Consider the following 25,828-nt stretch of genomic DNA (forward strand, 5'->3'; position numbering starts at 1 on the left):
ATCTCTTCACTCCGCATTTTTTATTTGTATGAGTTCTTTTACCCTTAATAACTGTCTAGCCCCAGCTCCTTAGAGCTTTAGGGTCATAAGCCCGCTCTATTCAAGGCGTTTCCAATTTCTTATTTCCACCAATCATCAAACATACTAGCAGGAAGTTGCCGTTTATGTACAGTGATGATATACCGCTTTTCAATCTTTTCTGCGACTTCTTTAGAAACAGACTTCCCTTCAAGATAGTCATCAAGTTCATCATAGGTTATCCCAAGCTCTGTTTCATCTGCCTGACCTGGTTTCTGGTCAAGCAGGTCTGCAGTTGGAACCTTTAAGTAAAGTCGTTCGTCTGCTCTAAGTTCTTTAAGTAAGGCTTTGCCCTGCCGTTTCGTTAAGCCAGTCAATGGAAGGAGGTCTGCGCCGCCATCCCCATACTTTGTATAGAAACCAGTAACCGCTTCTGCGGCATGATCTGTACCGATCACAAGCAGCCCTTCCATGCCGCCGACGGCATATTGAGCAATCATTCTCATTCTCGCCTTAACATTACCTTTTTGATAATCACTTATCGACCCGCCCTCATAACTTTGGTCATATTCTTTTTGCACTTCATCAACAGCTGCCTTGATATTAAAGCTCGTTTCCCGATCAGCTTGGATAAACGCTAAAGATAGCTTAGCATCTTCCTCATCCTGTTGGACTCCGTATGGAAGACGGACAGCAACAAACATCGCTTCGGTTCCTTCGTTACGCAGTTCCTCGACTGCCAGCTGGGCGAGACGTCCGGCAAGTGTCGAATCCTGGCCTCCGCTGATTCCTAAAACATAGCCTTTTGCCTTTGTTTTAAGCAGGTAATTTTTTAAAAAATCAATCCGCTTTCGAATCTCTTCTTTTGGTTGAATGTTTGGCGTAACATTTAATTCCTTCATAATCTGTGCTTGTAAACTCATCCCTCGAGCCCCCTGCTAAAATTATTGATATATGTACTTTATCATAAATGCTTTTCATTCATCATCTTATAAACGTCCTTGGCAACCTGATGGATGTCAATCCCTTTGTCGCGAACATTCAAGAGGATTGCAATTGAGGTTTTATTTTTAAAATAAACATGAAGCGATTCCCATCCCCCCACGGCACCCCTGCTATAGACCATGGAATCTAAGACATAAAGTCCTAAACCATAATTTGATTTCGGTCCTGGAGTCAGCATTTCCTTTAAACTTTGTTTAGAAATAAGCTTTCCACTCATTAATGCTTCATCAAATAAACATAAATCCAGAACTGTGGAATAAATATCACCGCATCCAAAAAGCAAATTAGTATTCAATCTCTTTGCCGGTATCAATTGGTTTCCAAGTTTTAAATAGCCTGTTGAATAAACCGGTGGCATATCCGAAATAAAACCCGAATTCCCCATCGAAGCCTTGTTGAATATATTTTTCTGAATGTATTTATGGAGCGGTTCCCCGGACACTTTTTCCACTATAAACCCAAGAACCAAATAATTAATATCATTGTAATCCCATTGAGTACCTGCAGGGAACCTAATCGATGTTGTATTGAGCCTTTTCACAATTGCTGCAGGCTTCTTTTTACCTAAATCCCAACGAGGAGCCTGGATTCCAGAGGTGTGGTTTAATAAATGGATGAGTTTGATGTTCTTCCCATTTGGAAAGTCTGGTATGAAAGTTGACACAGAATCTTGGATGGTTAATTTCCCTTGATCCTGGAGCTGCATAATACTTGTCGCAACCATCAGCTTCGTAATTGAAGCAATCGGATGTGCTGTCGATGGTTGGTTTGCGATTTGCCTTTTCCTATTAGCAAACCCCACTCCCTCTTGAAAAATAATTTCATTCTTCTTTACAATAGCAATACTGCCATTTACATGATGAGAAATTAAATATTTTCTTATTCCTTTTTGAATGCTGTTTTCTGTCTGATTATTTTCATAGTGTGCTGAAACGTTATATTTGGATTTGAGTATGTTTATACTATTTTGGCAGCCTGCTGTCCCGAAGAAAATAGAAGAAACTAATAATAACCATTTATAAATGGTTCTTCTCATTTTAAACCACTTCTTCCTCTTTCCAGTTGTTTATTCATGTACTTATTATGTATGATTAAACAATGCGTTACTCCATTTTGCTGCTTTTAGGCGGTTTTTTCGTTTCTAGAAGTAGTTTTAAACAAAATTTAAAGAATTATTGAAGAGTTGGAGGTACTAAAAATGGAAGCAAAAACGTGTAATGAATCAAGAGTCGTAAGGACGAGCAGGATTTTTCCGAATGACGTTAATAACCATAATACCTTGTTTGGCGGGAAGTTACTTAGTGATATTGATATGGTTGCCTCTATATCTGCAACAAGACATTCCAGGACTGAATGCGTAACTGCATCTATTGATTCTGTCGATTTCCTAAGCCCGATTACACCGAAGGATTCGGTTTGTATTGAAACCTTTGTCACATCTACTGGAACGTCTTCAATGGAGATTTTCGTCAAGGTCATTGCAGAAAAGCTAATTTCTGGTGACCGAAAAATTGCCGCCACCGCCTTCTTGACGTTTGTCGCGTTAGATAAAAATGGAAAGCCATCAAAAGTCCCAAGCATTATCCCTGAAACTGAAGAAGAAAAGAAGCTTCATGAAACCAGCGGAGAAAGAGCGGAGAAGCGGAAAAAGCATCGGAAAAGCAGTAAAGAACTGGCAAGTGTTTTTACTACCCATAAACCATGGGAATAAGAAAAGCAAAAGGTTCGTGCTTATAAGCGCGAACCTAATTCAATTTCTGAGGATCTTTATTCCCAATCACGACAACAATTTATTCCCCTTCATGCAGCCCATTTCCTATTCTGCTGGTGATTCACTGCGGTTTTGCCATGTCATCACGCCATCCTCTTCATCTATCTCTATTGTGACATCGACGACCCCTCTTTCCGCCATAATTTTTTCCTCTAAACGGTCTTTAATATCATCAGCCGCAGCAACAGTTAAACCTGGATCTATTTCAATTTCCAATTCAACGTGCAGGTCTTCTCCCTCTTTAATGACAGTAATGTCCTGGATGTCCTTTACATCAGGATCTTCCATAACAAGTACCCCGATTTTGTTTTCCATTTCCTCATCTGCCTGGCCAATTACACCCGCAGCATTGTCTAAAAAGACCTTCCCAACCACAAAAAACATCATCGCACCAATCAGCATCGAAGCAATCCCCTCTAACTGGTGGAAATTCGTAAAGTGGGCAATCACAACGGCTATAATCGCTAACAAACCGCCCGAAGCTGCCACAAGGTCTTCCATAAACACAAGCTTTGTCGCTGGTTTTGCTTTTCCTAAATTGGCAAAACTTTTTGCAAAAACACTCGGACCACTTGCTTTTACATCAATTTCATGTAAAATTTCTTTCATTGCTTTAAACAAGACAAATGTTTCAAGAATCGTAGAAACGGCTAGGACAATAATATTAATCATAAACCCGCCGGACTTTGTTGGATGTAAAACATGGTGCCATCCTTCTTTAATGGTTTCAAACGCCATAATGCCGACTATCAACACTGCGCCCAAAAGAACTAAATTTACTAAGCGGCCAAATCCATTCGGAAATTTTTCTGTTGGCGCCTTTTTACTTAAGGCTGATCCGATAAACACAAATAACTGATTGGCTGCATCCCCGAGACTATGCATCGTTTCGGCAAACATCGCAACATTGCCAGTATACAAAAAGGCAACACCTTTAATAATCGAAATAATCGTATTAATAATGGCGGCAAGCATGGCCGACTTATTTCCGCGTTTCAAAAGCTGTAATAATTCTCCCATCGAATCCTCTTTTCTTATACATTATTAAGTTGTCTTACTTTAATATTTTCTAACATACCATATTTCATTAATAATTGATGCGTAGCAAAAGGAAATTTTCCCAAAATGATGATAAAATGAGGAAAAATGCTTGGAGGGTACCATAATGACATTGGATGAAATCATATGGAAGCTTGCAGAGTTAGGGACGGAGCAAACGAAAAAAACGTTTATCAACCATGGTGCACAAGGATCCCTTTTCGGGGTAAAAGTTGGCGATTTAAAAAAGCTGGTGAAGCCGGTTAAAAAAGATCAAGAGTTAGCATTGGCGCTATACAATACTGGTAATTCCGATGCCATGTATTTAGCAGGACTTTCCGTCAACCCAAAATTGATGACGAAAGAAACGCTCCAAGATTGGGTTAAGCATGCTAACTGGTATATGCATGCCGAATATACAGTGGCAAGAGCCGCCGCTGAAAGCTCCTTTGCACTTGACCTTGCACGGGAATGGATGAAATCGGATGTAGAAATGACGGCCGTAGCCGGGTGGAGTACATATGCGAATTACTTATCGATTACAGCTGATGAAAAATTAGACCTAGAGGAAATTCGTACCCTTTTACAGCAAGTGGAAACCACCATTCACGAAGAAAAAAACCGTGTTCGTTATGTGATGAATGGCTTTGTAATCAGTGTTGGGGCCTATGTTACGGCATTGCATGAGGAAGCAAAAAAGATGGCTGAAAAGATTGGCAAGGTACATGTCGATGTCGGGAATACAGCTTGTAAAGTGCCTTTAGCAACCGAGTACATTAAAAAAATTGAGCTTCATGACAAGATTGGAGTTAAGAAGAAAACCTGTATTTGTTAACGATTAAGTATAGAAAACAGCCCCTGGCTAAGCGCGCAGGGGCCTTACTCATTAAACATTCTTCAGCACCAAATATAAGCGGTTATTTCTTTCGTTCTGCTCTTCAGCCGATGCTAAATCATATTTTTTTAAGAGATGAAAAACCTCATTTAAAATATTTTGTGTATGATCTTTGGTAAAAAACTGATTAAATAACTCCTTCATCTCCTCAGGTAAAAAAGCTGCTTGGGATTCGTATTTACTTATAACATCTTCCTGCGAGTGATCTAGCTTGCATTCGCTCATAAAGAAATCCTCCTTATAAAGTTCTTACTTTTAGAATAGCAGAAATCAGCCAAAAGAAAAAAGCCTATAAGAAAAGGCTTTTTCACAATACTTTTTTACTATCCGTCACATCTAATACATCCAAAAGGAACACAAATATAGGTATTCCAATAATCAGACCCCACACTCCCAAAAAGTGCTCGGAGAAAATCAAGACAATAAATGTATAGAAGACAGGAAGATTTGTTTTTGAACTCATTAAATTTGGATTTAAAATATAAGTTTCAATGCCATGAATAATCGCAATCGCAATCCCGACATAGAGAACCTTCATTATGCCGCCAATACTATAGGCAATAATCACAAGTGGGATTAATGAAATTATCACACCGGCAACCGGGATTAATCCCAAAACAAAAATCATAATCGATAAACCGCCTAGCTGCGGGAAATCAAGCAGCCATAAGGAGATGGTTGTAAGAATACAGTTCACCAAAGCAATTATTAATTGTGCTTCAATTACTTTACCGAACGTTCCAACGAATTTGTGTGCAAAATATTCAATTTCTACGTAGATGGATGAGATCTTGCTCGTTCTAAATTTCTTTGTAAATTCAATTAAGCGCGGTTTTTCTAATAAGCAAAATAAGCTCAACAAAAGCGCCATTAACACTTGCAAGGTAATTTTGCTAATATCAGTTATATTCTTAATTAAGAAGGTAAAGCCCTGCTCAAGGTAACTGGAAATTTGAATTTCCTCTAAACGGCTCATCACATAACTCAAGACGATATTATCATGCTTCGAGGTATAAAAAGCAGTTAACTGTTTGATCAATGCGGTAATTTCACCAGCAATCATCGGCAGGTACATGACTAAACCGTAAGAAAACAAACCGACAATACAGGCATATGATACAATCACAATCAACCTGCGATTAAGGGGAATTTTCTTTTCAATAAATTGAACTAACCGATCCATTAAAAAAGTAAAAATAAACGTGAGTAAAATTAAATTGATCATTGATCTCATCGCATATAAAACGATCGCAATCAATACAAAAATTGCTATTCTTTTAAATCCGCTGCTCTGCAAAAGTTTATTTATCATGCAATTATCAAACCCCATTATTTTTACTTTATATATACATGTTTATTATATCAAACCTCTAGGTAATCTGTCCTTATTAAAATGCTATCTTGCACTAAATTGAACCGGTGTCATGGTATTGTCAATTGCTTTACCTTCAAAGCCATGTTGACTTAAATAGTCAAGCAGTGCTGGCAGATGGGCAAGTGTTTCCTGTCTTTCGTGTAAAAGTATCACGATTGGCCCATTATGGTCTGCTAATCTATTTAATTGCTCAATGACGCTGTCGACGTAGCGTGCATCCTTATAATACCAGTCCTTGCTGTCAATATTCCAATCCCACATTAAATATCCATTATCATGAACTGCTTGGCGATATCCCACTGTCATATGGGGAACGCTGCCGTATGGGGTTCTCATAATATATGAATCAACACCGGATATTTCTTTTAACGTGTTCCGGTTTTGTGTTAATTCCGAGATAATAGAATTGACTGATGCATAAAAAACTTTCGGGTTGTGGGACACACTGTGAAGACCAACTGTCTCTCCATTTTGAACCATCAACTTTACCGCATCGGGGTATTTCCGGATATTTCCGTCAATCATAAAGAAAGTCGCTTTATAATGATACTGTTCCAATAGTGCAATAATCTCACCGGAGAAAGCTGCGGGACCGTCATCAAATGTTAGATATACCGTTTTATGGTTCCCCTCTGGCTGCGTATTATTTTGATTTGGCTGGGTTGCATTGGATTCCTTTTCCGGTGTTTGAGGAGTTCCTGTTTCTTGAGTGGCATTTTGTGCCGCGGCAGTATCCTTAGTAGTAGTTTCTTGTTCTTGATCTTGTTTATTTCTCGAAGATATTGCTTTATCTTGCTGTTTTTGCATCCGTTCTTTTTCAAGTTTTAAGTCCTTTGTGTTCCTGTCAATCGATTCTGGTGTATGGCTTTTAGCTGCTACACGTTTAATATTTTCATTTTTTTCGTGATTACTAGGTTCGCTTGCAGCCTTCGCCTGAAAATAATTGCTCACAAATATCCCTGCAAACAAGAACCCTATCGCAATAATGACAATTACTATCCCTCTTGACCATCCGCTTTTTAGATACCCCATTGTTCATACCCTCTTTGTTGTTTTTTCCTTCCTTCATTATAGACGAACGAAAGGCCAAATTGTTTCTAATCTATTAAAAATATTACAATTCTATTAAATTTATTGGATATTACTAGTAAATTCGACATCAAATTTTGACAAAAATATGTAAAGCCCAATTTCCACATGATAATTTACAACTTTTTACCAATCTATTATACCAGCAATAAATGGGAAAAAGTAGCAAAAAAAAGAAAAAATAAATCAGAGATCTCAAAAAGGAGTACAGGCAAATTCTGTTACAGATTGACATACATATTCAATGAACAAGATTAATGGAGGTGAGATTGGTGTCAGGTCGCGGACTCGTTTATTGAGGAAAGATTTTTGAGCAATAAAAAAGAGAACAATTTTCAACTAGGAAAACCGAACTCTTTACAATTGTTATTCTGTATTAATCGCATTTATTAACTCTTTTATTTGTTTTAATTTCTGAGGGTTTAATTGATCCTCAGATAATTCAATTTCCACTTTTAAAATGCTCTTAACTGAATGTTTCTCTTCAGCTTTATTATTTTTCACAAAATCATCCACTTCAACTGCAAACGTCTTTGCAAGTTTCTCTAAGATATCTAAACTGGGATTCCTTTGGATGCCCCGTTCGATTAGACTTAAATAAGACTTTGAAATACCGGTAAGTTTACTTAACTTAGTCAACGAATACCCCTTGTCTTTTCGTAACCCTTTGAGTTTACTTCCATCCATCGTATCCCTCCTTTTGTTCCTACAGGAATTCAACCATTTTTCAATTAAGCAATAAAGGAACAATTGAAATAAATGTATCGGATATTTATGGTTAATTACCTACCCGCCAAGACCTTTTGTTATTAAATGAATAGCAAAAGGTCCTAGTATGATAATAAATAACGAAGGAAGGATAAACAAAACCATAGGAAATAACATTTTTACTGGTGCTTTCATTGCCTGCTCCCGGGCTGCCTCACGCCGCTGCTCACGAATACGTATTGTAAGATTACCTATTACTTTTGTCATCCCAATGCCAAGTTGATCTGCTTGAATGATCGACGTGATGATACTTTGTAAGGATTCCGAGGGAACACGTTTTCGAAGCTCATAAAATGCCTCTCTTCTGGACTTTCCTAGTTTCATATCCTCTAAAGCTTGTTGAAATTCATCTGAAAGGGGACCTTTAATTTTTTGGGACACCTCTGCGAGAGCCAAATCAAGTCCCATCCCTGCCTCTAACAAAAGGTTTACAGTATCAAAATAATCAGGCATTGACTTATTTATTTCCTTAATTCTTGCCGTCTTTTTTTTCCCAAGATAAAACACTGGAAACCGTAAACCTAAAATTACCATTACTATAGCATACAACCCAGTTAACATTTTGTTATCTGTTGCAGGCATAATCAAAAGAATAATAGGTAAAGTTAACGCAGCACTTAGTACAAGTTGGAATAATCTAAAATCAATTGCTGATTTGAATGGATAACCCGCATCTCTAAGAAGCATGTCTAATTTTTTCCTCTCAGTTCTTGACACTTTCTTATTTAGCCATTGTGTTCCTTTATTCCAGTAATTTTGAAAAAGGGTTCCAAGTCTACTCTCTTTTCTTTTCGTAAATTGCTCCTCTTTTTGCCTGCTAATTGGTTCATCAAAATACATGTTTATACGGCTATCAAATGCGATTCTCCTTTGAAAAATAGTAAACAATATTCCCGCAAGAAGGAAAGTAATAAATGCTGCTATTAACAGGAAGAAAAAGATATCCTTCATTTACTACACCTCAATTTTGATAATCTTTTGAATAAACAACCATCCAATAATATTTGAAACAATGCTAACAAAAAGTAAGGTCCATCCCAACGGATGATCAAGCATAGGCTGAAAATAATCCCCTGTCACAAATGCGAGGTATAGCCCAAGCCCAATTGGAAGCAAAGTAATGATCCATGCCGACAATCTTCCCTGTGAAGTTAGGGTATTCAATTCTTCTAGAATTCTGACCCTGCCTCTAATAGTCTCTTCCATTGTTTCAAGTAATTCAGCCAGGTTTCCACCACTTTTTCTTTGCGCCAATATTGCCCTAACCACTACCTCAAGTTCCTTGTTAGGCAATCTGTCAACTAATTCTTCAAAAATCTCTTCTAATGGAATTCCTAATCCTGTCTGTCTGACAACCCGGTCAAATTCAGGACCAAGTGGATCGGGTACTTCTTTACCAACTAGCTGCATTGCTTGCATAAAACTAAAGCCCGCCCTTAAGGAATTCGCCATTATCCCTAATACTTCAATTAACTGATAAGATAAGAGATTTAACCGTTTTTTTCTTTTTCTTTTTAAATGATATTTTGGAATGAAATATCCGATAATGATACTAATTGCACATATATACCATGATAGTCCAAATAATATTGTTATCAGACCTATTCCAACAGATGAAAGTAGTCTTAAAGCCAAGAACTCTTCCGGCCTTCGTTCACTTCCGGCTTCTAGTAATAATTTCTCTGTAGATCCACTAAATTGGACATCCTTAAAAACAGTCGCAACTGACATAAAAAATTGCTTAAAAAATGGAGTACTTTTTTGCTTACTTTCTGCGTCATCTACTTGAAGCAAGGGTAAAAATTCAATAATTCGTTTATTTAATTTTTTCTTATATATATATCCTTTTAAGATAAGATATACTAAACTACTAGAAATCAAGAAAATAGCTATTATTTTTAATGCTATCCCCATTTCTACCACTCTCCCACAAACCATGAGGCTGGTAAAGAATATCCATTAACTTCAAGCTTTTCTGCAAACTTTGGACGAATTCCAGTACTGATAAATCTTCCCTCAATCCGTCCGCCTTTAACATATCCTGTTTCTTTAAAAAGATAAATGTCCTGAAGAACAATAGTGTCCCCTTCCATTCCTAGCACTTCTGTAATATGAGTTATTTTTCTCGTACCGTCCTTCATCCTTGCCTGGTGAACAATTAAGTCGATGGCACTTGCAATCTGCTCTCGTATTGCCCGGACAGGAAGATCAAACCCTGCCATTAATACCATCGTTTCCAATCTGGAAAGGATATCTCTTGGTGAGTTGGCGTGTCCAGTACTTAAGCTTCCGTCATGACCGGTATTCATTGCTTGAAGCATATCTAATGCTTCAGCTCCGCGAACCTCCCCAACAACAATTCGGTCTGGACGCATCCGGAGTGAGTTACGTACTAAATCCCGAATTGTTATCTGTCCTTTTCCCTCAATATTTGGAGGACGGGATTCCAAAGAAACAATATGTTCCTGATGAAGCATTAGTTCTGCGGCATCCTCAATCGTAACAATCCGTTCTTCATTAGGTATAAATGAAGATAAAACGTTTAAGGTTGAAGTTTTTCCTGAACCTGTACCTCCGCTTATAAAGATATTGAGGCTTGATTTTACACAAATATCAAGAAATTCAGCCATATCTTTCGTTAAGGTACCAAAATGAACCAAATCATTAATTGTAAAGGGTGTATCGGAGAATTTTCGAATAGTTACACTCGGCCCTTTTAAAGCAAGTGGAGGAATAATTGCATTTACACGTGAACCATCTGGAAGACGAGCATCCACCATTGGTGAACTTTCATCAATTCGTCGTCCAATCGGTGATACAATTCGCTCGATCACACGAAGAACATGTTGATTATCAGTAAAATTTACATTACTCCTATAAATTTTTCCATTCTTCTCATAATAAACTTCATCATAGCTATTAACCATTACCTCCGTTATAACGGGGTTCTCTAATAAAGGAGTAATTGGGCCATAGGCCAATAACTCATCTTTTACGTAGTTCAAAATATCTAGCTTTTCTTCAAATGTTAGCCTGCTGACTTGTTGGTCAAAAAAAGTCTGGCTCCATATGTCTATTTTTTGTTTTTCTTCTTCTTTATTTTGGCCAGGTGATTTTTTCAGTTCATCTAATAGATAATCATGGAGAGCCGCTTCTATCTGCCAAAATTCATCTGTTCTTTTAAGAACCGGAAGCTCCTGAAGATCCTTAGTCGCATTACTAACACTGGCACCTTCTATATACCTTTTTAATAGTGACATATTTCACCACCTCACTTTCCTACATGAAACCATTTTTTCTCTTTTTTCGTTGTCACTTCACTAGCGCTTTTTTGTTCAAAAAGCTTCTCTGATAAACTCAAAACCGCCTTACCAATACTGCTTCTAGGATTTGATAATAAATACGGCTGTCCCGTTTTGATCGAAGAGGAAACGATATTCATCTGATCAGGCAGGGTATGATAAACATCTATCGTCAAAATTTCTTGGATTCTCTTTAGTTCAAGCCCTTGCCCCTTTACATGACGATTCAACACTAGTTTTACTTTATCCTTTAGATGAATAGTTTCTAATGTATCTAAATAAAGCTGGCATAATCGTAGACCTGATATTTCATTGAGAGTTAAGAGTACTATTTCATCTGCTAAATCCAAACAGCGTAAGTGAATGTCGGATAAATAGACAGGCATATCAATTAAGATAATATCAAATATATTTCTTGTTTCTTCGATGGCATCTTTCAAGTGTTTTTCGGAAATCCCTTCAAAGAATTCCGGCCGGGGTGGAGACGCGAGAACAGAGACATCTCCATCAACTAGAGTCATATATTGATTAATGGAATAATTGGCACGGCCATATCCTTCCTTTACCCATTCATAAATCGTTCTTTTCGGCTTTACATTAAAATAAATACCCACTTCGCCAAATTGAAGATTGCCGTCAATCACTGCTACTTTCTTTCCCATCTTGGCAAACGCAACGGCAAGATTAACGGTTAAAGCTGTTCTGCCAACACCACCTTTTGGGCTGGAAACTGCGATTACTCTGCTTTTCTCTTTTACAGGATTCATCAAATTAGGTTCCATTTTGGCGCGGTGATGCATAAATTTCTTTGCATGTGCGACCGCTTCAGAAAGTTCCCCAAGGTCATATGTAGTACGAAGAGTATCGGAAGCTCCCATCAGCATGGCCTTCTTCAGGTTTTCCATAGCTTCAGGAACTATTAAAATAATATAAACATGAGGGTAAAGCACGGAGATTTCCTGACACAGATCATAAACATTAAAATGTGTGTGTGCTTCCAGGAATAACACTGACTGATTATTCCCCATCAAAAGAGGATGTAACTTATCAAATTGATCTGCTGACAAAACTTGATATTGTTGTTTTTCTAGAAGCTTTTTAATTTCTCCAGGAGAAGAATTGGTATCGGAAAAATAAACCCAGTTTATACTCATTTCTTTTCCTCCTCTGTGTCATCTTTGATTACTTCTCTTGTTTGCTTTAAGCCTTTTTTCCCTGTTTCTTTGTCTTCTTGGTTTCGAAGCATTAAATAGAATCCGTCTTTGTCTTTTGCTGCTAATCCCAACATGACCCCTTCTTCTGCCGTGACCTCTAAGGTAACCGTTTCATAATGGAGGACCTCATCTTTATTGTCAGATGATTTACCTGAAGTTAGAACCTTCACATTTTCAAGGATTAGCACCGCTGATTTATGCTCTTTTTTTGTTGCCTCGTCTTTTGTTGTTTCATAAGCAATTACATCTACCATTGAATTAGGTGCGATATAACCCGAAACACCCTGTTCCATATTAATTTTTATCGACATAGCCCTTTTTCCTTTAGTTACATCCACAATAGGATTTTTGAATTCCCTTTCAAGGGCTTTTTCCTTTTCAGCTTTTTTCTCTTTTTCATCCTGTTTCGCTTTTTCTGTTTGCTCATTAGACTTTTTATTGTTTGCTTTTTCCTGACTAACTGAAGTACTAGCAGGAGTAGCTGCATTTTCTTTAGCAAAGATAGTAATGTAAACCAATCCCGCCACAATTATTCCTAATATTAATGAAATTACCCAAATTTTTTTTGTATTCATTTTTAGTTATCCTCCTACTAGCCTTTGACAACTGCTTTTATTCTTCGAGTTTGACACCGTACAAATTATATTCACCTATTTCTGTCCCATTGCCAATTTCACCTGCGTCAACCTCTTGTATAAATTGTCCGATAATAGCTTTTCCCTGCATTCCTTCAATCCAGTAGGAAGCCAATCCCACTACTTTTCGTTCGGTTTGCCCGTTTGCTCCAACCCATGTATCAATTACAACTATTGTAATGACCCTTGCACATGAATTATCAGCTGTAGCTGCACTTTTGCAATGTGGTTTATCCTTGTCCATTGCTATTAATGTATCAATAGCATCTTTCACTTGACCAACCATTGCCCCAGGTTCTGTTTCAACAACTTTATCATCTACTGCATATGTCCCGCCATTTATTATGGCGTCCTTGAGGGCCTGTGCCCCATTTTCATCAAATCTAAGAAATCCGCAGTTTCCTTTATTGTTTCCGGTGTCACTCCCGCAATTTAATGCAGTACTGCCTGGAACAATAGCATCTTTCTCTATAGCAATTGGTGCCACTCCACTTGCTTTTTTTAATGGGAGCACAACTGCTTTTGCTGTTGCGCTGACAGTTGTGTTGTTCACACCGATAACTTTGGCAAAGGTCATAGGAACATTAACTTTTTTAGTCGCTTTAATAGAACTGTTTGTTAAAGTTAGTTCACTTTCGGATACTTTATAACCATTTTTATCAGAAATGTCTTTTGCAATCTCTATGGCCCTAGCCTCGCTGGTGCGTAGTCCTTGTGCACCTGCTAAAACTGTTGAATCCAAAGCCTTTTGGAGTTTGCTTTTCTCAGAGTAAAGCCTTCCTCCATCTATCGCTAAAGCAGTAAAGCCTAAAAGAGCAACCATTGATAGGGCAACTATTACCAACGAAGCACCATTTTCACCCTTTAGTTTTAATAATCTAAATAGTCTTTTCATCTATTCCACCCTCATCACCGTTTTATCCTCTAATGTTAGCGGTCCAACTATTTTACCAATAACCGGAGTAAGAAAATCTATTGGATAAGTAATGGTAATTGTGACATTATCTCCTGATTTTTTGGTTCCTACCGGAGAAATCCCCACTCTACCCGCTACTAAATTTATGCTTTTCGCATTATCAAGGGCAGTTTGTTTAATAAAAGTATCATCCTTGCCAATACTAGCAGCACGTGCAGCTTCTCTTCCAGCATGATCCATTGTCAGATATACGTGGAAGATTCGAGCAAAGTCAATAATTCCAAACAACATTAAAACTAGTAACGGCAGGATTAATGCAAACTCTACGAGCGATTGGCCTTTTTCCGATTTCATTAAAATCCACCCCATATAAGTGAACATAATGTTCCTAATACGATTGCAATACCATAAGGGAATGAAATACTTGAATGTTTGTCTTTTCCAAGTAACATCGAGCCCAGGTTACTTCGAAAAAAGACTATGGTATAAAAAAACGATTTCATTGAATTAACAAGACCCTTTTGTTTGATGATTAACACTAATGCAATGACCCCTCCAATCAATGCGGTATATATAAATGAATAAAAAACAAAATTAGTACCCATTAAGGCACCAATCGCAGCCATCAGCTTAACATCGCCTGCACCCATACCACCTAACAAATAGGGAATGATCAGTAAACCTAATCCTGTAAGAAATCCCTTGCCACTAAAAAGAAAGCCTTCCATCCCTTGAGTGCCTATATGAAAAATAAAAGCAAATAAAATTGTTGGAAGAGTTACAATGTTTAAGATCTTCCTATCCCTTATATCTGTATAAAGTGAAATGATCAATATTGTCACTAAGACGATTTCAATAATCATTTAGATTTACCTCGGTTTTTAAGAATTAAGCCCTACTTTTATAAAAGCAGGGCTTCTAATGAGCTTAATTGAATAATATCTTTAATTTTTATGATTTTGTTGTACCATTTAAATAACCATTTATTTTTGTAAATACACCTGCCAGTTGCTCTTTAAATAAAATTAATGACCCTGCTAATAGTACGGAAACTAAGGCGATAATTAAACCATACTCGGTTAAAGCCTGACCTTCTTCTTCAACCACTAAATTCCTCATTTTTTGGATCATATTACCCCTCCTCCCAAGAATAATAAGAATAATTATTAAGTATTATGACGAATTAAGACGTTTTCGTTAATGCAGTTTTAATATTTTCAAACACCGTTACAAGTTGGTCTTTAAATAAAATTAATGACCCTGCTAATAGTACGGAAACTAACGCAATAATTAAACCATACTCGGTTAAAGCCTGACCTTCTTCTTCAACCACTAAATTCCTCATTTTTTGGATCATATTACCCCTCCTCCCAAGAAAAATAAGAATAATTATTAAGTATTATGATGAATTAGGACGTTTTCGTTAATGCAGTTTTAATATTATCAAACACCTTTACCAGTTGGTCTTTAAATAAAATTAATGACCCTGCTAATAGTACGGAAACTAACGCAATAATTAACCCGTACTCCGTTAAAGCTTGCCCTTCTTCTTCAACAACAAGATTCTTCATTTTTTCTAACATTTGTTTTCCTCCTACTAACCTTATTATTTTAGGTTCTATATTAAGAACTTAATTTAAATATAAAACGAACAAATTAATTTGAAAATGTCCATTTTCGTTCGTTTTAACGATTACTTTACTGTTTTTCTCTTCTTTTCTCTTTTTTTCTTAACTTATCTTACTATTTCGTTCTTTTAAAAGAACACAAAGTTTAATATAATGAACTTATTGAATGATTAATCAAAGGAGGCACACATAATATGAAAGAAAATACTATTAGGATCCCATACAAAATTAACCATGCTGATGGTTTTTTTAAAAGGTTTAGAGGATTAATGTTTCGAAAGGATCCGATAGAAAATGAAGGACTCTGGATTGTACCATGTAATGCTGTCCATATGTTTTTTATGAAGTTTCCAATTGATGTTGTTCTTTTAAATGAAAGAAAAGAAGTTGTAAAAGTTTTTAATGAATTAAAACCATGGAAAATTACGAAACCAATTAATGAGGCTTACTCTACATTAGAACTTCCAGCAGGATCGATTAAAAAATTCGGAATCAGGAATGGAATAAAACTTTATTGGTGAGTTTTAAATACATACTCGTAAACGAAGTAATTATTAGGAGGGTATCCGTTGAAAGGGATATTAAAAACAAGTTTATCATTATCTATTTTATCCTTTATTTTTCCAGTGCTCATCTTAAGTATAGTATTTGTGATGTTTAAAATTTATCCCTACGGTAACAATATTGCTTTAACAACAGATTTATATTTTCAATACATACATTATTATAGTTATCTTTTAGAAGCTATTAAGGGGAATGATAGCTTATTATACAGTTGGAATGCAGGATTAGGGTCAAATTTCATTGGTAACATTGCATACTATACCGCAAGTCCGCTATTGGTTATTCTTTTTATATTTCCAAAAGGACTTTTTCCTGAAGCTGTATTACTAATTATTTTAACCAAAATTGGATTATGCGGAGTAACGATCAGTTTCTTTATGACTAAAAGATTTAAAACATTAAAATTTTATGAAGTGGTATTGTTTTCTTCCTTCTATGCACTGATGTCCTATAACCTTTCATATTATTATAATGTCATGTGGTTAGATGGAGTTATTTTACTACCATTATTGGTCCTTTCAGTAGATTCAATTTTACGGAATAAGAGCTTAATCCCCTATATTTTTTTACAATCACTTTCCTTTATTGCAAATTTTTATATTGCTTATATGTTAGGGTTGTTCATTTTCTTCTATTTTATAATTGATCTTTTTGGACAGCGAAAACTAAAATCAACAGAACAGATAAAGGCAATTATTTTAAAATTTTTAAAAGGAACATTCATTTCTATTGGTATTTCAAGTTTTTTAATGGTTCCTACATTCTTTCAACTTTTACAATCATTAGGTTCTTTTGGAAATTTTTCTAGTGGTCAAGATAATAATTTTTTATTCAAATTTTTAATTGGTGAATATGACTCTGTTAGAATGGGATCCCCTAACATATATATTGGTTCATTCATTCTATTGTTGGTACCAGCCTTTTTCATTAGTAAAATCAATAGATTTGAAAAAATGAAATGGGGCATTTTACTAATTATTATGGCCATTAGTTTTGTTATACCACCCCTAAATCTTTTCTGGCAGGCAGGAGATGAACCAAATTGGTTTCCGTTTAGGTATTCTTTTATTTTTTCTTTCATCCTATTTTATATAAGTGTAGCAGCTTATGAAAAAGTTCATTCAATCAGATTTAGAGTGTTTTTACTTCTATTGTTTATTAACGTTTTTATCCTAACTGCAGCTGCTTTAGCAAATAATGGAGTGTATAGCCTTGTTATAAATATAGCCTTTATTTCTCTGTTTTCTATTATCTTATATATAAAAAAATTCAACCTTAAAGGTCTTGGATTTTTAATATTCTTTCTTTTTACAAGTGTAGAATTATTATTTAATAGTACCGTTATTATTTCTAATATTTATAAGGAATTAGGGCGCCCTAATCGTGCACAATACACCATTTATAACGATTATAAAGCTGCTATTAACCAAATTAAAAAGACTGATTTAACTCCCTATTATCGAGTTGAATCAAATTTAAACAAGACTAACAATGATTCATTAACACTTGGACTGGGAAGTCTTGGTCATTCCAGTTCAATGGTAAATAATGATCTAATTAGAACAATAAGTTCGTTAGGATTTTATGCCAGAAAAGCAAATTACAATAAAAAAGGGAGTACAATTCTTACAGATTCAATCTTAGGTTTAAAATATTTTATAAGCTCTAATGAGATGGATAAAGAAGGCTTTGAACTAATATCAAGGATGAAGAAATTGTACATTTACAAAAATATCAACTCTTTACCAATTGGTTATCAAATAAGGGAAGACGTTACCAATATACAAATAGATCATTATAAAAATCCTTTTAAACTTCAAAATAAGATTTATGAAACAATTTTTCATTCGAAAGATCCATTATTTATTCCGATATCTCCAGAAAAAGTAGAATATCAGAATGCAACATTTAAAGAATTAGAAAACGGAAAACAATTTACAAGAATCAAAAAAGAAAAAGATATTAAAATTAAGTACACTTTTAATATTAAAGATGAAGCCAACTTTTATGCATTATTCGACTTAATGGACATTCAGAACATCTTGACTAATCCAGAAAATATTAAAATGACTATTAATAATAAAGAAATAGGTGACTACCTCAAAACTCAATTTATGGGGATTTTTGAGGTAGGTAAATTTAGGAATGAACAAGTGGTTATTGAACTAAATCTTAATAAAGATCATGTCAAATTTGCTAGTGATTTGTTCTATATCACAAACTCTAAGGATTTCAATAACAACTTGAATTCGATTGACAGAAATTCTTTTATAATGACACACAAAGAAGAAAATACAATGGAAGCAAACATAAATATAAAGCAGGACAACCAACTATTGTTTCTTTCTATTCCTTGGGATGAGGGCTGGAGAGTAGCTATTGATGGAGAAACTGTAAAACCAATAAAAGTTTTTGGATCTTTTATGGGAATTCCATTAAATAAAGGTGAATATCACTTGCAAATGACGTTTATACCTAAAGGTTTTATTTTAGGTAGTTTTATAACTTTAATGAGCTTATTGATTTTTCTAAAAATCTTCTTGGTGGAATATTTTAAGGAAAAGAGGGTGCTTAAAAATGTTGAAGAAATTCGATCCTAATATAACACTTGTAATCCCCGTATATAACGAAGGAAGCCATATTATTCATTCCCTAAAAGTGATAGAGAATGAAATAAGAAACGTAACTCAAAAATATGAAATTATTATTGTCGATGATGGTTCTACAGATAATACATGGATGGAAATATCTAATCATCTAAATAGTCTGCCTAACCTGTTCATCATTAGATTAAGTAGAAACTTTGGCAAAGAATCAGCACTTGTGGCGGGGTTAGAACATGCAGCAGGCGAAGCTGTCATCATAATGGATGCCGATTTGCAACATCCACCATCATTAATTCCAAAAATGATAAATATATGGAAGGAAGATGAAGTTGGAATAGTTGAATGTGTAAAGAGGGAAAGAGGGAAAGAAAAACTCCGATACCGGCTAGGTGCTAACTTTTTCTATTGGATATTGAAAAGATTCACAGGGTACAATCTTAAAGGTGCTTCAGACTATAAATTACTAGATAAAAAAGTCTTAGAGGCATGGAAGAAGATGCCAGAAAAAGACACTTTCTTTCGAGGAATGACAGCATGGTTGGGATTTAAAAAAATTAAATGTGAGTTTGATGTATCTCCAAGAATTGACGGTGAACCAAAATGGGGTTTTACAAAGCTAATTAAGCTGGCTTTAAATGCTGTTGTATCATTTTCTTCTTTACCATTAAGGTTTGTTAGTATAGTTGGACTACTATTTTTTATAGCTGCCATTTTCTTAGGAATCCAGACACTTTACCAAAAAATCAACGGAAATGCCTTAACAGGATTTACAACAGTTATTCTATTACAACTTATTATTGGCAGTGTCTTTATGATAAGCCTCGGTGTATTCGGAGAGTATTTATCAGCTATTTATAAAGAGGTAAAAGGCAGGCCAAGATACTTAATTGAAAATGTAATGGTTTCAGGAAATCTCACTAATAAAACCGAGACCAAAGAATTGAAAAGAAATTATGTTGAAGTATAAAAAATCTCGTTTACAAAAAGTAATTTTCTATGGATTTGTTGGGATAATTGGGACTATTGTTCACTTTTTTACACTTGTTATTTTGGTTGAGCTTTTTGGGGTAAATCCTATTTTAAGTTCAATTATTGGATTTATTTTAACTGTAATTTTATCCTTTGTATTAAACAGAAAATATACTTTTAAAGCAAACAGCAAGAACCAAAAATATTTATTAATTAAATATGTGATAGTATCAATAAATGGATTAATGCTAAATAGTTTAATTATGTATTTTACAGTGGATATTCTTTCTATTCACTATTCATTTGGTCAAATGATCGTAGTTATATGTATTCCAATAATAAATTTCTTGCTAAATAATTTCTGGACCTTTAAGGAACAAACTAGCAACTTAGGATTGAATGATAAAAGGTAAAATAAATAACGATATTTAATTATTTAAAAAGGGGTGAAAAAGTTAACTTTTTCACCCCTAATTTTATGTTTGCAGCTGAAAATATAGTATTTGAAAAAATTTGTTCACCATTTGTTCATACCATTTGAGAGTAATTGGCAATATGATGTAAATGAAAGAATTCTATAGAAAGCGAGTATGACCTATGAAAAAAGAGATGAGATTGCAAACGATTTCAAAACTTATCTCAGAACATGAGATAAAGACGCAGGAAGAGCTGGGGCAATTACTCCATGTTAGCGGTTTGCAAGTGACTCAGGCAACCATCTCCAGGGACATTCGTGAATTGAAACTGATCAAGGTCCCTTCCAAAGACGGCAGTTTGAAATATAGTTTTCAAATTGATCAGGACCATTTGATTTCTGAAAAGCTGCGCCATAAAATGAAGGATGCGCTTGTTGGGATGGAGGTCATTAACTATTTTGTGATCATTAAAACGCTGCCAGGACATGCCCATTCATTTGGGGCGCTGTTTGATTCAATGGAAATCGACGGTAAAGCCGGCACCATTTGTGGCAATGATACATGTTTAATTATTTGCCGCACACCAGATGAGGCTACCAGCATCAAGCAGAAAATCGATTTATATCAAAAGTAACGAAAAAATCACATGATAAGGAGAGAGTTCGATGCTCAATTCGCCTGTGATCAATATGGATGTGCTTTCTGATTTACAGCAATTTGATGTTTTTTCCTGCCTGTCTGCAAAAACATTAAAAAAATACCTGCCTTATTTTTATTTCCGCAGTTACAAAAAGAACCAATGTCTGTTTATGCAGGGGGACCCGCGCGACAAACTCTTTTTTTTGCTTGATGGGTATGTAATGTTTGAACGTGCCAGTGAAGAGGGCAGCATGCTTTATTTAGACTTTATTAAAAAAAATCAAATGTTTCCTACTGGCGGGATTTTTCACGATACGGTTTACCACGACACTGCCATTGCCGTTACCGATGTTCATCTGTACTTCGTCCAAACCCACATCTTAGAGGAAATACTCAAAACCAATCCAAAGCAATTACTATCTATTATTACTAAACTATCAGATATTCTCGATCTACATCAGAAACGTGTACAACGAATCCTTATTCCTCATGCTCAAGAACGCGTGTTGCATTCGATTCAATTTTTAATGGAGGATCTCGGGGTGAAGGATGACAATGAGGTTGTTATCCCATGTCCCCTTACTGCCGCCAACATTTCTAAGCTATCTGGAACAACAAGGGAGACGGTTAGTCTGCTTATTAACCAGTTAAAAAGAGAGAAGATTATCTCGGTTAGGTCCAAAAAAATGAGAATCCATCAACCGGATTATTTTAAAGAAATATGAATACATAATAAAGGCTGGCCCGTTTTTATTTCGGGTCAGCCTTTTTCTTTTGCTCCATAATTTTCTTAATTTTAGAACTTTATCTGTGAACTTATTATGACATTCAAGGATTATTCAGGGTATTACCACTGAAAAGACTGAATCGTATTAAATTATACATATTTATACAACTGAATTTATATGAACGACAAAAAAACGTTAGGATTATTACATTTTGTTTGTAAGCGCTATTACAAAGGAAAGGTCTTACATCATTTAGAATGAAGGTGTAGCAAGGATAGTTCAAAAAAGGGAGGAAAAAAAATGAGCAGTATAGCAGAAATCACTACTCAGCAGGAAATGCAAAAAAAATTAAAGCACCCGATCCATGTTACCTCAGAAATCGGTACTTTAAGAACAGTTTTACTGAAACGTCCTGGTAAAGAAGTAGAAAATCTAACGCCTGAATATCTGCAGCGACTTTTATTCGATGATATTCCTTATTTACCGATTATCCAGAGAGAGCATGATTATTTCGCCGAGACATTAAAAAATAGAGGCATAGAAGTTCTATACCTCGAAAAATTGGTGGTTGAAACATTAAGTAATACAGAGATAAAAAAACAATTTATTGATGATATTTTACGAGAAAGCAAGGCAAATGTCAACGGAGCAGCCCACGTGTTAAAGGAATATCTTCTTTCTTTTTCTACGGCTGACATGGTTGACAAAGTAATGAGCGGGATTCTTAAAAAAGAGATAGAAGCAGAGAAGAAGTCTCACCTTTACGAATTAATGGAAGATCACTATCCATTCTATTTAGACCCAATGCCAAACCTTTATTTTACCCGTGACCCGGCAGCAAGCATAGGAAACGGTCTATCGATTAACAGGATGCGGGAACCTGCACGAAGGCGCGAATCCTTGTTCATGCAATACATCATTAAGCATCATCCGCGATTTGCCGACCATGATGTTCCTGTATGGTTAGACCGTGACTTTGGCTTCTCGATTGAAGGCGGAGATGAACTCATTCTTAGTGATGAAGTAGTGGCAATCGGCGTTTCCGCCAGGACATCTGCCCGTGCGGTTGAAAAAATTGCGCTAAACCTATTCAAAAGACAAGATACGATTAAAAAAGTAGTCGCCGTGGAAATTCCAAAATGCCGTGCCTTTATGCACCTTGATACCGTATTTACGATGGTAGATTACGATAAATTTACGATCCACCCTGAAATTCAAGGACCACAAGGCAATATGAATGTCTACATTCTTGAAAAAGGTGTTGATGATCAGCATGTCAACATTACACACCGCACCAACCTTCAGGAAGCATTGAAAGAAGTTTTGGGATTAAATGAACTCATCTTAATTCCATGTGGCGGCGGTGACGAAATCGCGGCTTCACGTGAACAATGGAATGATGGTTCAAACACATTAGCGATCGCACCAGGCGTTGTCGTCACCTATGACAGAAACTATATATCCAATGAATTATTGCGTCAGCACGGAATAGAGGTAATTGAAATCTCAAGCTCGGAATTATCCCGTGGCCGTGGGGGTCCTCGCTGCATGAGTATGCCAATTGTTCGTGAAGACTTACACAAATAATTTTATCAAAAGGAGAAAGATGACAATGGTAATCACAGCACCTAAATTTTACGGCAAGAGCTTTCTTTGTGAAAAAGATTTTTCAAAAGAAGAGTTTGTTTATTTAATCGATTTAGCAATGAAATTAAAAGATGAGAAAAAACATGGCATTCCGCACCGCCATTTGGAAGGCAAAAACATTGCGTTGCTTTTTGAAAAACCTTCAACTCGCACACGCTGCGCTTTCACTGTTGCTTGTACAGATCTTGGCGCACATCCAGAATATTTAGGAAAAGATGATATCCAGCTTGGTAAAAAAGAATCGATTGAAGATACAGCAAAGGTATTGGGACGTATGTTTGACGGTATCGAGTTCCGCGGCTTTGAGCATAAAAAGGTTGAAATGTTAGCAGAACATTCAGGTGTGCCGGTTTGGAATGGCTTGACCGATTTATGGCATCCAACGCAAACACTTGCGGATTTCTTAACAGTAAAAGAAAACTTTGGCCGCTTGGAAGGAATTAAATTTGTCTACGTTGGCGATGGTAGAAATAATGTGGCTAACAGCCTGCTTGTTGGCGGCGCCCTTGTTGGTATGGACGTTCGTATTTGTGCACCTGAATCGTTGTTCCCTGCTCCTGAAATCGTGGAGTTGGCAAAGGGCTTGGCTGAAAAATCAGGAGGCCGCGTATCGGTTACCGCCGATGTTGAGGAAGGTGTTTCCGGCGCAGATGTAATTTATACCGATGTTTGGGTGTCTATGGGTGAAGAAGCAAAATTTGCTGAAAGAATTGCCCTTCTATCCCCATATCAAGTCTCAATGGAGATGGTGAAAAAGACAGGCAACGACAACATGATTTTCCTACACTGCCTCCCTGCTTTCCATGACCTAGAAACAAGCTATGGTAAGGACATTTTTAATAACCACGGCCTTGCAGAAATGGAAGTAACGGATGAAGTCTTCCGCAGCGAGCATTCAAAGGTATTTGATCAAGCGGAAAATAGAATGCACACGATTAAAGCGGTAATGGCTGCTACACTAGGGCATTTAGAATAAAAGATTATGGGAGCGAGCTCATTGCTCGCCTCCCTGCTCCTTATCAATTAAATTCGCCGATAAATGGTGAAATTCGCTGATATGATGAGTAAATTCGCTGACAAAGCGGAATTTCCCGCTGATAAGCGACTTCTAGAAAGTTGAAACCTGCATTTTTACGAAAACAGTCTAAAACAACGTAAATGGAGGAATAGCATGAACAACATTTCAGAAGTGTTAATTCCAGAGCTGAGAAACATCGAAAGAGATTTTCAACAAGCATTAGCGCAGCTAATCGAAATCCCGAGTGTGATTAATGAAACTGAGGGTGATACCCCTTTTGGTAAAAATATTGACTTGGCCCTAAAAAAGACACTAGAAATTTGCGAACAGCTGGGCTTTAGGACGTATTTTGACCCTAAAGGATATTATGGCTACGCTGAAATCGGAAATGGCGAAGAAATGATCGGTATCCTTGGACATCTTGACGTTGTTCCCGCAGGCAGCAACGAAGAATGGGTAGCTCCTCCCTTTCAGGCAAAGATTAAAGACGGAAAAATGTACGGAAGAGGTACACAGGATGACAAAGGTCCGACACTTGCCGCCTTATTTGCCACGAAAGCATTGATGAATCTAGGGATTACTTTTAATAAACGAGTCCGATTTATCTTCGGAACAGACGAAGAAACGCTATGGCGCTGCATGAACCGTTATTGTGAGCTTGAAGAAATTCCAAGTATGGGCTTTACACCAGACTCCGTCTTCCCTCTCGTTTATGCGGAAAAAGGCCTGCTCCAGCTGCTGTTAGAAGGGAAAAATGAAACAAAGCTAAGACTGCAAGCAGGCAATGCCTTTAATGCTGTGCCTGACACAGCAGAATTTTCCGGTGAAAAGCAAGCTGAATTAAAGGCTGCATTGGATGCGCTAGGTTTCTCCTATGATATGGCCGATGATAAGGTTGTTGTTCTAGGTAAAGCCGTCCACGCCCAGGTAACTGAAAAAGGAATCAACGCCATTAATCGCCTCCTAATTGGATTGAAGCAGATTGGGTATACCTCTAAAACCATCGAGTTTGTTAATGATTTAGTCAGGGACGATCCCTTTGCGGTGAAAATTTTTGGCGAATGTGAAGATGAAGCATCAGGAAAATTGAAATTCAATATAGGAAAAATAGAGTTAAGCGAGGAAATCGAAAGGTTGTCGATTGATATCCGTATCCCGGTGACAGCTGATAAACAAATGATTGTGAATACACTCACAAAAATCGCCAAGGAATACGGCTTAGACTACAAAGAGTTCGACTATTTAAAATCAATCTATGTACCGAAAGATCATTTTTTAATTCAAACATTAATGAAAGTGTATCAAGATGTGACAGGTGATTTTGTTTCTGAGCCAATTTCTTCAGGCGGTGCTACCTATGCCAGAGCGATGGACAACTTTGTGGCCTTCGGAGCTGTTTTTCCACAACAAACGAAAACGGAGCACCAGCCAAATGAACATATTGATTTAGAGGAAATGTTTAAAGCAATGCACATATATGCGAAAGCAATTTACCTCTTATCCTGCAATAACGAGCAGTAAGACTCCATTTATAACACCCAATTGTGCTAAATATTATTGGGGTCAGCTGCCGTAAAAAAACGATTT

General features: G+C 36.4%; 29 protein-coding genes. 11 read left to right on the forward strand and 18 right to left on the reverse strand.

Annotated features, from left to right (window positions below):
• Positions 1-119: 119 nt before the first annotated feature.
• Together nadE and QNH20_RS22170 are read right to left on the reverse strand one after the other, a co-directional pair.
• Positions 120-941 carry an NAD(+) synthase gene (gene nadE, locus QNH20_RS22165; RefSeq protein ID WP_283920100.1) on the reverse strand — a complete coding sequence of 274 codons (822 nt, stop codon included), beginning with the start codon at positions 939-941 and terminating at the stop codon, positions 120-122.
• Positions 942-982: 41 nt separating this feature from the next.
• A complete protein-coding gene (locus QNH20_RS22170; RefSeq protein WP_283920101.1) occupies positions 983-2,059 on the reverse strand; it encodes a serine hydrolase domain-containing protein in 1,077 nt (358 codons plus the stop codon).
• A gap of 162 nt (positions 2,060-2,221) precedes the next feature.
• On the opposite strand from QNH20_RS22170, the gene QNH20_RS22175 reads away from it, so the two are divergent.
• A complete protein-coding gene (locus tag QNH20_RS22175) occupies positions 2,222-2,734 on the forward strand; it encodes an acyl-CoA thioesterase (protein ID WP_283920102.1) in 513 nt (170 codons plus the stop codon).
• Between the two features lie 105 nt (positions 2,735-2,839).
• On the opposite strand, the gene QNH20_RS22180 is transcribed toward QNH20_RS22175, so the two are convergent.
• Entirely contained in the window at positions 2,840-3,814 is a 975-nt protein-coding gene (locus tag QNH20_RS22180) for a cation diffusion facilitator family transporter (protein ID WP_283920103.1), read from the reverse strand.
• Between the two features lie 145 nt (positions 3,815-3,959).
• Here QNH20_RS22180 and QNH20_RS22185 point away from each other — a divergent pair, with 145 nt between their 5' ends.
• Positions 3,960-4,667, forward strand: coding sequence for a DNA alkylation repair protein (locus tag QNH20_RS22185; RefSeq protein WP_283920104.1), 708 nt, complete (start codon positions 3,960-3,962; stop codon positions 4,665-4,667).
• Between the two features lie 51 nt (positions 4,668-4,718).
• Here the strand turns inward: QNH20_RS22185 and QNH20_RS22190 are convergent, their stop codons facing one another.
• The 15 genes from QNH20_RS22190 to QNH20_RS22260 all read right to left on the reverse strand — a co-directional run bounded on the left by QNH20_RS22190 (position 4,719) and on the right by QNH20_RS22260 (position 15,609).
• Positions 4,719-4,952, reverse strand: coding sequence for a hypothetical protein (locus QNH20_RS22190; protein ID WP_283920105.1), 234 nt, complete (start codon positions 4,950-4,952; stop codon positions 4,719-4,721).
• 82 nt (positions 4,953-5,034) lie between these two features.
• The gene (locus QNH20_RS22195) at positions 5,035-6,039 is read right to left on the reverse strand and encodes an AI-2E family transporter (RefSeq protein WP_283920106.1); all 1,005 of its coding nucleotides are present in this window, start codon (positions 6,037-6,039) and stop codon (positions 5,035-5,037) included.
• An 84-nt stretch (positions 6,040-6,123) separates the two neighbouring features.
• Positions 6,124-7,134, reverse strand: a complete 1,011-nt coding sequence (locus tag QNH20_RS22200; protein WP_283920107.1) for a polysaccharide deacetylase family protein — start codon at positions 7,132-7,134, stop codon at positions 6,124-6,126.
• Positions 7,135-7,557: 423 nt separating this feature from the next.
• Positions 7,558-7,878: a helix-turn-helix domain-containing protein gene (locus QNH20_RS22205; RefSeq protein WP_283920108.1), complete on the reverse strand. Its 321-nt coding sequence runs from the start codon at positions 7,876-7,878 to the stop codon at positions 7,558-7,560.
• 99 nt (positions 7,879-7,977) lie between these two features.
• Positions 7,978-8,910, reverse strand: coding sequence for a type II secretion system F family protein (locus QNH20_RS22210; RefSeq protein WP_283920109.1), 933 nt, complete (start codon positions 8,908-8,910; stop codon positions 7,978-7,980).
• Between the two features lie 3 nt (positions 8,911-8,913).
• A complete protein-coding gene (locus QNH20_RS22215) occupies positions 8,914-9,873 on the reverse strand; it encodes a type II secretion system F family protein (protein ID WP_283920110.1) in 960 nt (319 codons plus the stop codon).
• Positions 9,874-9,875: 2 nt separating this feature from the next.
• On the reverse strand, positions 9,876-11,219 hold the full coding sequence (locus QNH20_RS22220) for a TadA family conjugal transfer-associated ATPase (protein WP_283920111.1): 1,344 nt from the start codon (positions 11,217-11,219) through the stop codon (positions 9,876-9,878).
• An 11-nt stretch (positions 11,220-11,230) separates the two neighbouring features.
• Positions 11,231-12,415, reverse strand: coding sequence for a CpaE/TadZ family protein (locus QNH20_RS22225; protein WP_283920112.1), 1,185 nt, complete (start codon positions 12,413-12,415; stop codon positions 11,231-11,233).
• On the reverse strand, positions 12,412-13,050 hold the full coding sequence (gene cpaB, locus QNH20_RS22230; RefSeq protein ID WP_283920113.1) for a Flp pilus assembly protein CpaB: 639 nt from the start codon (positions 13,048-13,050) through the stop codon (positions 12,412-12,414). Before cpaB ends, QNH20_RS22225 begins: the two co-directional genes overlap by 4 nt.
• 37 nt (positions 13,051-13,087) lie before the next feature.
• Positions 13,088-14,005, reverse strand: coding sequence for a pilus assembly protein TadG-related protein (locus QNH20_RS22235; protein ID WP_283920114.1), 918 nt, complete (start codon positions 14,003-14,005; stop codon positions 13,088-13,090).
• Positions 14,006-14,380 (reverse strand): TadE/TadG family type IV pilus assembly protein, encoded by a 375-nt coding sequence (locus QNH20_RS22240; RefSeq protein WP_283920115.1) that lies wholly within the window; start codon positions 14,378-14,380, stop codon positions 14,006-14,008.
• Positions 14,380-14,889 (reverse strand): A24 family peptidase, encoded by a 510-nt coding sequence (locus tag QNH20_RS22245; RefSeq protein WP_283920116.1) that lies wholly within the window; start codon positions 14,887-14,889, stop codon positions 14,380-14,382. The genes QNH20_RS22240 and QNH20_RS22245 overlap by 1 nt, the downstream gene beginning before the upstream one ends.
• Positions 14,890-14,977: 88 nt before the next feature.
• Positions 14,978-15,157 (reverse strand): Flp family type IVb pilin, encoded by a 180-nt coding sequence (locus QNH20_RS22250; RefSeq protein ID WP_283920117.1) that lies wholly within the window; start codon positions 15,155-15,157, stop codon positions 14,978-14,980.
• A 52-nt stretch (positions 15,158-15,209) separates the two neighbouring features.
• Positions 15,210-15,383, reverse strand: coding sequence for a Flp family type IVb pilin (locus QNH20_RS22255; RefSeq protein ID WP_283920118.1), 174 nt, complete (start codon positions 15,381-15,383; stop codon positions 15,210-15,212).
• Positions 15,384-15,435: 52 nt separating this feature from the next.
• A complete protein-coding gene (locus QNH20_RS22260) occupies positions 15,436-15,609 on the reverse strand; it encodes a Flp family type IVb pilin (RefSeq protein WP_283920119.1) in 174 nt (57 codons plus the stop codon).
• 239 nt (positions 15,610-15,848) lie between these two features.
• Between QNH20_RS22260 and QNH20_RS22265 the strand changes: the two genes are divergently transcribed.
• The 9 genes from QNH20_RS22265 (at position 15,849) to QNH20_RS22305 (ending at position 25,762) form a co-directional block, all read left to right on the forward strand.
• The gene (locus QNH20_RS22265) at positions 15,849-16,175 is read left to right on the forward strand and encodes a DUF192 domain-containing protein (protein ID WP_283920120.1); all 327 of its coding nucleotides are present in this window, start codon (positions 15,849-15,851) and stop codon (positions 16,173-16,175) included.
• Between the two features lie 48 nt (positions 16,176-16,223).
• Positions 16,224-18,818, forward strand: coding sequence for a YfhO family protein (locus tag QNH20_RS22270; RefSeq protein ID WP_283920121.1), 2,595 nt, complete (start codon positions 16,224-16,226; stop codon positions 18,816-18,818).
• Positions 18,796-19,791, forward strand: coding sequence for a glycosyltransferase family 2 protein (locus QNH20_RS22275; RefSeq protein ID WP_283920122.1), 996 nt, complete (start codon positions 18,796-18,798; stop codon positions 19,789-19,791). Before QNH20_RS22270 ends, QNH20_RS22275 begins: the two co-directional genes overlap by 23 nt.
• Positions 19,778-20,206, forward strand: coding sequence for a GtrA family protein (locus QNH20_RS22280; protein ID WP_283920123.1), 429 nt, complete (start codon positions 19,778-19,780; stop codon positions 20,204-20,206). The genes QNH20_RS22275 and QNH20_RS22280 overlap by 14 nt, the downstream gene beginning before the upstream one ends.
• 184 nt (positions 20,207-20,390) lie before the next feature.
• Positions 20,391-20,843 (forward strand): arginine repressor, encoded by a 453-nt coding sequence (gene argR / locus QNH20_RS22285; RefSeq protein ID WP_283920124.1) that lies wholly within the window; start codon positions 20,391-20,393, stop codon positions 20,841-20,843.
• A gap of 31 nt (positions 20,844-20,874) precedes the next feature.
• Positions 20,875-21,573: a Crp/Fnr family transcriptional regulator gene (locus QNH20_RS22290; protein ID WP_283920125.1), complete on the forward strand. Its 699-nt coding sequence runs from the start codon at positions 20,875-20,877 to the stop codon at positions 21,571-21,573.
• Positions 21,574-21,912: 339 nt separating this feature from the next.
• Entirely contained in the window at positions 21,913-23,163 is a 1,251-nt protein-coding gene (gene arcA / locus QNH20_RS22295) for an arginine deiminase (protein ID WP_283923476.1), read from the forward strand.
• Between the two features lie 25 nt (positions 23,164-23,188).
• Positions 23,189-24,199: an ornithine carbamoyltransferase gene (gene argF / locus QNH20_RS22300; RefSeq protein WP_283923477.1), complete on the forward strand. Its 1,011-nt coding sequence runs from the start codon at positions 23,189-23,191 to the stop codon at positions 24,197-24,199.
• 195 nt (positions 24,200-24,394) lie between these two features.
• The gene (locus QNH20_RS22305) at positions 24,395-25,762 is read left to right on the forward strand and encodes a M20 family metallopeptidase (protein ID WP_283920126.1); all 1,368 of its coding nucleotides are present in this window, start codon (positions 24,395-24,397) and stop codon (positions 25,760-25,762) included.
• Positions 25,763-25,828: the final 66 nt, after the last annotated feature.

The organism is Neobacillus sp. WH10 (genome assembly GCF_030123405.1).
Classification (GTDB): Bacteria; Bacillota; Bacilli; order Bacillales; family Cytobacillaceae; genus Neobacillus.